Origin of the sequence: Nostoc sp. NMS2 (genome assembly GCF_017115105.1) — a bacterium.
In the GTDB taxonomy this organism is placed as follows: Bacteria; Cyanobacteriota; Cyanobacteriia; order Cyanobacteriales; family Nostocaceae; genus Nostoc.
The window spans coordinates 1-8,742 of record NZ_JABXKH010000017.1; the positions used below are offsets into that span (position 1 = coordinate 1).

The 8,742-nt window shown below is 43.9% G+C and carries 7 protein-coding genes; 6 read left to right on the top strand and 1 reads right to left on the bottom strand.

The window, feature by feature from the left end; genetic code table 11:
• The first annotated feature begins 573 nt into the window (after window positions 1-573).
• The 6 genes from HWQ36_RS01095 to HWQ36_RS01120 all read left to right on the top strand — a co-directional run bounded on the left by HWQ36_RS01095 (window position 574) and on the right by HWQ36_RS01120 (window position 8,477).
• Window positions 574-2,157 (top strand): B12-binding domain-containing radical SAM protein, encoded by a 1,584-nt coding sequence (locus HWQ36_RS01095; protein WP_292697203.1) that lies wholly within the window; start codon window positions 574-576, stop codon window positions 2,155-2,157.
• 138 nt (window positions 2,158-2,295) lie between these two features.
• Entirely contained in the window at window positions 2,296-3,339 is a 1,044-nt protein-coding gene (locus tag HWQ36_RS01100; RefSeq protein ID WP_292697205.1) for a DUF2891 domain-containing protein, read from the top strand.
• Between the two features lie 348 nt (window positions 3,340-3,687).
• Window positions 3,688-4,728, top strand: a complete 1,041-nt coding sequence (gap, locus tag HWQ36_RS01105; RefSeq protein WP_292697207.1) for a type I glyceraldehyde-3-phosphate dehydrogenase — start codon at window positions 3,688-3,690, stop codon at window positions 4,726-4,728.
• Between the two features lie 665 nt (window positions 4,729-5,393).
• The gene (pyk, locus tag HWQ36_RS01110; RefSeq protein ID WP_292697209.1) at window positions 5,394-6,824 is read left to right on the top strand and encodes a pyruvate kinase; all 1,431 of its coding nucleotides are present in this window, start codon (window positions 5,394-5,396) and stop codon (window positions 6,822-6,824) included.
• A 362-nt stretch (window positions 6,825-7,186) separates the two neighbouring features.
• The gene (locus HWQ36_RS01115; protein WP_292697211.1) at window positions 7,187-8,191 is read left to right on the top strand and encodes a transaldolase; all 1,005 of its coding nucleotides are present in this window, start codon (window positions 7,187-7,189) and stop codon (window positions 8,189-8,191) included.
• Between the two features lie 136 nt (window positions 8,192-8,327).
• Entirely contained in the window at window positions 8,328-8,477 is a 150-nt protein-coding gene (locus tag HWQ36_RS01120) for a hypothetical protein (RefSeq protein WP_292697213.1), read from the top strand.
• Window positions 8,478-8,538: 61 nt separating this feature from the next.
• Here the strand turns inward: HWQ36_RS01120 and HWQ36_RS01125 are convergent.
• Window positions 8,539-8,742: hypothetical protein (locus tag HWQ36_RS01125; protein ID WP_292697215.1), on the bottom strand; the 204-nt coding region annotated here is incomplete at its 5' end.

Consider the following 8,742-nt stretch of genomic DNA (forward strand, 5'->3'; position numbering starts at 1 on the left):
AAGGCGGACTTCGTTTGTGTAGCCGCGATTTCCAATCGCCCGGTGTTTCTTGCCATTTGTGGATGCTCCCGGCTACACGCTGTAGGGGCAATTCATGAATTGCCCCTACATTTCTTACACGTAAGTCCCAGACTTAAAAGGATTTGGCGATAAATAAAGACGGGTTGAAGCCCGTCTAAATAGCTTGAAAGTGCAAATACACCTTGTATAGTTATTCAAAATAACACAGTTAATTTTCTCCAAGTTGCCAATCTGCCAAGTTGCGTTGCATATTTGCGGGATGATTTTACCCTTTTTGTGGGATGGGCAACATCAGCGTCCCTTGTATTTACGGGCGGGCAGGATGCCCACCCTACAAGAATCAATCCTTAATTCAGCAAAGCCCACAGTTTCGGAGTCCTCTCTAGTATAAAAGTAGTAATAATTGCCCTTAAAAAATATTGTTTCGTCTAAATCAGTCATAGTAGAGTTTACAGCTACTGCATACAAAAGCTTCTCTAAGTGTTTTACCAGAGCGGCGAAGTTGTATTTGACTCAACCAGCAGCTAATATCAAGGTTTATAAGCATCAAACATGAACGTTTTACTTCTATACCCCCTTTTTCCAAAAAGTTTTTGGTCTTTTGAAAAAACACTGGCTTTATTAGACCGTAAAGCAATGTTACCGCCTTTAGGTTTAGTAACTGTAGCCGCGATATTACCTCAAGAATGGGAGTATAAGCTAGTAGATCGAAATGTTCGCGTCTGTACGGAAGCAGAGTGGGCTTGGGCAGATTTGGTTATTATGTCGGCGATGATTGTGCAAAAAGAGGATTTGCTCTGTCAGATATTAGAAGCAAAACGCAGAGGTAAACGAGTAGCTGTGGGTGGGCCTTTCCCGACAGCATTACCAGATGAAATGACATCTGCCGGAGTAGATTATTTGATCTTGGACGAAGGGGAAATTACCCTACCCTTATTTGTAGCAGCAATCGCCCGGGGCGATCGCACAGGTATCTTTCGCTCTGGCGGTGAAAAACCAGATGTTACCAACACTCCTACCCCTCGCTTTGACTTGCTAGAGTTTGAAGCTTATGCAGAAATGTCGGTGCAATTTTCTCGTGGATGTCCTTTTCAGTGTGAATTTTGCGACATTATTGTGCTATATGGTCGCAAACCCCGCACTAAAAACCCAGAACAACTACTAGCAGAACTTGATTATCTCTACAAACTGGGTTGGCGACGCAGTATTTTTATGGTGGATGACAACTTCATCGGCAATAAGCGGAATGTCAAATTATTTTTGAAGTCTCTTCTGCCGTGGATGGTAGAACATAACTATCCCTTTTCTTTTGCGACAGAGGCTTCAGTTGATTTAGCCCAAGATCAAGAACTGATGGACTTGATGGTAGCGTGTAATTTTGGAGCCGTTTTTCTGGGAATTGAAACCCCCGACGAAGAAAGTCTCACTTTCACTCAAAAATACCAGAATACCAGAGACTCACTTAGTGAAGCGGTGAATAGAATTACCCGCTCAGGGTTGCGAGTTATGGCAGGCTTTATTATTGGGTTTGATGGCGAGAAAGTAGGAGCCGGTGCGCGAATTGTCAAGTTTGTTGAGCAAACAGCAATACCCACTGCCTTATTTAGTATGCTGCAAGCGCTTCCAGATACGGCCCTCTGGCATAGATTAGAAAAGGAAGGACGACTTCGCAATAAATCAGCTAACATCAACCAAACCACGTTGATGAACTTTGTCCCAACTCGACCGTTAGAAGACATTGCTCGTGAATATGTGCAAGCGTTCTGTGATTTGTATGAGCCAGAGCGGTTTTTAGAGCGTACATACCAACACTTCCGGCTTTTGGGTGAAGCAACCTATCCGAAAAAGGGCAAAGCTGCTAAAAAACCATTGAACTGGAAAGTACTCCGAGCATTTCTGATCATTTGCTGGCGGCAGGGTGTACGTCGTCAAACGCGCTGGCAATTCTGGCGCAACTTGTGGAGCATGTATCAGCATAATCCGGGTGGGGTGAGTAGTTACTTAGCTGTTTGTGCCCAAATTGAGCATTTCTTGGAGTATCGCCAAATAGTCCGGGATGAAATTGAGGCTCAAGTGGCTGAATTTCTGCAAGCAGAAGCTAGGGTAAAACTTGAAGCACTGATGGTTAATTCGTAGGAAATTAAATTTGGCAATTCCTTGCAATGTTAATGCGTCGGGATGCATTGTAGATTACAAAGACGCGATAAATCGCGTCTCTTGCCTTAAATTAAATATGGTTTAGCGCATTTTCATACAGAATTGGTATAAGCGATCATGCCATCGGATAATTTGGAGATTAATGAAGCGATCGCAGCACAGTTTGCTCAATTAGTACTAAATTGTATAGAGCGGGAATATCCCAACAGTATTTTGTGTTGGGCTGATAGCGATGAGGATATAAAACCACCGCGTAAATTGACTCCTGCTTTTTATGGCTGCTTAGATTGGCATTCGGCTGTACATGGTCACTGGTTGCTGGTACGTCTGCTGCGTCACTTTCCTGAAGCCTCTTTCAGTGCAGCGTCAAAGCAAGCACTTGGGCAAAGCTTAACACCTGAGAAAATTCAAGGAGAAATTGCCCATTTTCAACGGCTACCCTTTTTTGAATTTCCTTATGGTGTAGCATGGCTTCTGCAACTGGCTGCGGAACTTCACGAGTGGAATCATGCTCAAGCAAAAGAATGGCGGGTTGTATTGGAACCGCTAGAAAAGTTGATTGCAGATAACTTACAGCGCTGGATTGACAGACTGAAACTGCCAAATCGCACAGGGGTGCATAGCCAAACAGCTTTTGCACTTGGTTTAATGCTAGATTGGGCAAGGATTACTGAAAATACTGATTTCACTCAGTTAGTGGAGAACAAAGCACGGCAATTTTATCTTAGCGATCGCAACTACTCGTTACAATTTGAGCCACTTGGCTACGATTTTCTCTCTCCTGGACTTGCGGAAGCAGACCTCATGCGGCGAGTCCTGCCAACAACAGATTTTACTGACTGGCTCACCGATTTTCTGCCACAAATACCCATTGATAATTCAGTAAATTGGTTAGAACCTGCCAGAGTGGATAATCCTCAAGATTATATGCAAGCTCATTTCTACGGTCTTAATCTCAGTCGTGCTTGGATGCTTGAGGGTATCATCTCTAGATTAGCAAATAGCGATCGCCGTATAGAAACGCTCCGCTCTGCTGCTCTTCACCATCGTCAGCATGGATTTACAGATGTTGTAATTGAACATTATGCAGCTAGTCACTGGCTAGGAACTTTTGCCGTTTACCTCTTAACGAATCGTGGATTACAAGGGCAAATTATTTAAACAGTCTGAGCAATCTAACAACCTATCAGACTGTTAAACCTCATCTATGTTGAAACCTAGAGTTTTTTAAAAAATATATTTATTTATGTAGGTTGGGTGGAGTGAAACGCAACCCAACATTACCACCAAATTTTATGTTGGGTTACGCTATCGCTGCACCCAACCTACAAAACTGGGTTTTTCCAATGCCCAATGCCCCATGCCCAATTCCCAATCCTTAAAAGATGCCAAGCAAATATGCCTTAGTTTGCTGATACTGTCAGGATCAAAGAGTAAAGAATAAAAGGCAATCTATTTTGACTTTTAACTTTCTCCTTTTGTTCAACTTCCACAACGGGAGGCTTAATCTTGACTAAATTGAAAGTTGGTATCAATGGCTTCGGTCGAATCGGGCGACTCGTGCTTCGCGCTGGCATCGATAATCCTAATATTGAGTTTGTGGGCATTAACGACCTAGTACCACCAGATAACCTCGCTTACCTATTAAAGTACGACTCAACCCACGGTCAATTAAAGAACAAGGTTGAAGCCAAGGAAGACGGCATCCTCATTGACGGACATTTCATCCCTTGTGTGTCGGTGAGAAATCCAGCAGAGTTACCTTGGGGAAAATCAGGTGCAGATTATGTCGTGGAAGCTACGGGACTTTTCACTGACCACGAAGGAGCCGCAAACCACCTGAAAGCAGGTGCAAAGCGCGTGATAATTTCCGCTCCCACCAAAGATCCAGATAGAGTTACTACCCTACTCATGGGTGTTAATCATCACCTATTTGACCCCAGCAAAGATATCATTGTCTCCAATGCTAGCTGCACTACAAACTGTCTAGCTCCTATAGCTAAAGTCATCAATGATAACTTTGGGTTGACTGAAGGGTTGATGACTACTGTTCATGCCATGACTGCCACCCAGCCAACTGTAGACGGCCCCAGCAAGAAAGATTGGCGGGGTGGTAGAGGTGCAAGCCAGAATATTATTCCCTCCTCCACAGGCGCAGCTAAAGCTGTAGCACTGGTTTTACCAGAATTGAAGGGTAGATTGACTGGTATGGCATTACGAGTTCCGACTCCCGATGTCTCTGTAGTTGATTTAACTTTCAAAACTGCCAAAGCTACCAGTTATAAAGAAATCTGTGCTGCCATGAAGGAGGCTGCCACAGGTTCACTAGCGGGTATTTTGGGATACACAGATGAAGAAGTAGTTTCCACAGATTTTCAAGGCGATACCCATTCTAGTATCTTCGACGCAGGTGCTGGAATTGAGTTGAATTCCAACTTCTTCAAAGTAATTGCCTGGTATGACAACGAGTGGGGCTACTCGAATCGCGTGATTGACCTGATGTTGTCTATGTCACAAAAGGAAAAACTCGCCTCTACAGTTGCTGTATAATTCGTAATTCGTAATACTTCGACTTACCTCGACTTCGCTCGGCACAAGTCGCTCAGTACAAGTTCGTAATTCGTAATTGAATAGGGGTTGAAACTCACGAATAATAAACAGCTTGTATGTTATTAGTCGGGGTTGAAATCCCCATTACAAAACATAATTACGAACTACGAATTGTTTAATGGTCATTGGTGATTAACCTTTGACTTTTGGGATTTGGGTCAAATGGGAAAGATGCCGAAAACAAAACGCAATCTAGTATTTTTATTTAGCAAACCATTGATATGAAGCAAATGTGATTTTTTGCTCGTAATACTAATTCTTTGAAAGAAGGCTAAAGATTTAAACCCGAAAAACCAAATAAAATCTGAAGTCTCTGAATTACGAATTACGAATTACGAATTGTTTAATGGTTATTGGTGATTAACCTTTGACTTTTGGGATTTGGGTCAAATGGGAAAGATGCCGAAAACAAAACGCAATCTAGTATTTTTATTTAGCAAACCATTGATATGAAGCAAATGTGATTTTTTGCTCGTAATACTAATTCTTTGAAAGAAGGCTAAAGATTTAAACCCGAAAAACCAAATAAAATCTGAAGTCTCTGAATTACGAATTACGAATTACGAATTACGAATTCACAGGTTACTCCTCAACCCCTAATCCCTATGCGTCGAACCAAAATCATTTGTACTGTTGGGCCGGCTACATCTGCACCCGAAAAGCTGCGAGGCTTGGTAGAAGCTGGAATGAATGTGGCACGGTTGAATTTTTCCCACGGGGCTTATGAATTCCACGCTCAAACTGCTCATTATCTCAGACAAATTAGCACTGAGCAGCAAAAGCCGATCGCAATTATGCAAGACTTGTGTGGTCCAAAGATTCGTTTGGGAACTTTACCACCGGAAGGGTTAAATTTAGAAGCTGGTACTGAAGTCACCTTTGTTTTGCAAGAAAAGGGTGAGAGTATTGACGAAATACCTCTACCATTACCGACTTTGTTCGCAATGGTGCGACCAGGTGAACCGATTTTAATTAATGATGGTCGCGTCAAGTTAATTGTTACAGATCGCGATGCCGATCATATTCGCGCCCAAGTGAGAACTGGCGGGTTAATTTCCACACATAAAGGAGTAAACTTACCACAAACTCCTTTACCTGTTAGTTCCATCACCGAAAAAGACTTGCTGGATCTGCGCTTTGGGATTCAGTTGGGTGTAGACTGGGTAGCGGTGTCCTTTGTGCGATCGCCACAAGACTTAGAACCCGCCAAGCGGATGATTGAAGCAGCCGGCGCTTCCATCCGTTTAATTGCCAAAATTGAAAGAGCAGAGGCAGTAGAAAGCTTTGATTCCATTCTGAATGTTGCCGACGCAATTATGATCGCCCGTGGCGATTTAGGGGTAGAAGTCCCAATTCACGAAGTACCCCTGATTCAAAAAGATATTATTCGCCGTTGCAACCGTGCTGGCAAGCCGGTGATTACAGCCACCCAAATGCTAGAGTCGATGATTAGCGCCCCCGATCCCACCCGCGCCGAAGCAACTGATGTCGCCAACTCCATCTTAGATGGTACGGATGCGGTAATGCTTTCTGGTGAAACAGCTGTGGGACAATATCCCATCGCCGCCGTCCAGATGATGCACAATATCGCCGTGCGGACAGAACAGGCTCTAGATGAGGGTAGCAAACACGCCTGGTGTCATGAAGCAGGCAGTCTCAGCGTTACCGAATCTGTGGCAGAATCAGTATGTCGCATCGCTTATGAAACAGGCTCACGGGCAATTCTCTGTAACACTTCATCAGGAAATACAGCGAGAATGGTGTCTAAATATCGGCCGACTTCTCCGATTATTGCCCTCACCTCCGATATCACCGCTTATCGCCAACTAGCGCTTTCTTGGGGTGTGGAAGCTTTGTTGATCCCACCAGTCCACCATGCTGAAGAGATGTTTACCAATGTGGTGAACACAGTTGTAGATATGGGTCTAGCCAATAAGGGCGATAAAGTAGTGATTACCTCTGGTGTTCCAATTGGTAAATCGGGCACAACTAGTTTAATCAAAGTGCATTCCATTGGACAGCCAATTTCGGCATAAGCCACTTAGAATAGGGCTGTGGCTCTAGATATTAAGCAAAGTTGGGCAATCATTAAGAAAAATTGCCAGAATCAGAATTGAACAAGAGGCAAGGGAGCAGGGAGCAGGGAGCAGGGGGGATGGAATAGAAAGGGGGATTCGACCCCACCTGTTGCGCTCAATCCCGCTATGCACGAGAACCACGCTTAGTTGTTGTGGGGGACTCAGACCCATGTTCCGCTCTGCTCTACAGCAGTTCTTGATGGGGTCATTTCTCCCCCGCTCCCTACCCCGTTCCCCCTGCCTCTTCGTTGAAGGAAGAGTAGAGAGTGTAAAAAACTGGGGAATAAGTAAATCCTGTAACATTCATCACGGAGTTTTTTATGTCTAAGAATTTACTAGAACAATTGCGAAAAGTGACTGTTGTGGTCGCCGATACGGGGGATATCCAGGCAATTGAAAAATTTAAACCCCAAGATGCCACCACCAATCCTTCTCTGATTACTGCTGCGGCGCAAATGCCAGAATATCAGGGAATTGTCGATCAAACTTTACTGCAAGCGAAGAAAGATGCTGGAGATAAAGCTACCCAAGCACAGATAGTTTCTCTAGCTTTTGACCGTTTGGCAGTTGCTTTTGGATTAAAGATTTTACAAATTATTCCTGGTCGCGTGTCTACAGAAGTAGATGCTCGCTTGTCTTATGATACCGAAGCTACCCTGACTAAGGCACGGGAATTAATTGCTCAGTATAAAGCTGCTGGAATTGGCCGCGATCGCGTTTTAATTAAAATTGCCACCACTTGGGAAGGCATTCGCGCTGCGGAAATTCTCGAAAAAGAAGGTATTCACTGTAACCTTACCTTATTGTTTGGTCTTCACCAAGCGATCGCCTGTGCAGAAGCTGGTGTCACCCTAATTTCTCCCTTCGTCGGTCGAATTCTAGATTGGTACAAAAAAGATACCGGACGCGATAGCTACCCAGCAGCCGAAGATCCAGGAGTTTTGTCAGTCACCAAAATCTACAACTACTACAAGAAATTCGGCTATAAAACCGAAGTTATGGGAGCTAGCTTCCGTAACCTTGGTGAAATTACTGAACTCGCCGGTAGTGATTTGCTGACCATTTCACCGTCGCTTTTGGCTGAATTGCAGTCAACTGTTGCAGAACTACCACGTAAACTTGACCCCGCCAAGGCAGCAAGCTTGTCAATCGACAAGATATCCATTGACAAAGCTAGCTATGACAAAATGCACGCTGCTGATCGCATGGCAAATGACAAACTAGACGAAGGCATCAAAGGTTTCACCAAGGCATTAGAAGACCTGGAAAAACTTTTGGCAGACCGACTAGTTCGCCTTGAAGGAGAGGTAGTAGCAACTCATTAGAACGTAACAATAGTTAGTGGTTAGTGGTTAAACCACCAACCACTAACATTAATTAGTTGTATCAGCCTTCCTTAATTTCGATTTTGGGACGGCTGGCTAGGGCACGGGCGATCGCATTAGCTAAGGACGAACTTCATTGCACTCTCTCAACCCTTACTTACTTCTATCACCTTCTGTTTATTTACGCCGTGCTGTACTAGCAGAACAATTTCAGACTTTGGTAGAAAGTGCTGTCAGTAACCCAACAGCCAAAGTTAGTGAGTTGAAAATTTTGAGCGATCGCTAACACTTAGGTTTACATACTCGACTCACAACTCCAATCAGTACTCATCGGCGTATCAGGCGAACTATACAAGCGATCGATCTTGATTTTTCTGTGAGGCTCTTATTCTCGCACCCGATGATTGCAGATTTGGCGGATGCACTTGTGGATTTGCAAAAGCAACAAAAATTTCCTGAGCATTTCTACTGGATATGCTACAACAAGTACTAGCGTTACAGCATCTACAGCTGTTATGAGGTACAGTAGCAGCAACTAGCAAACCAGTTTC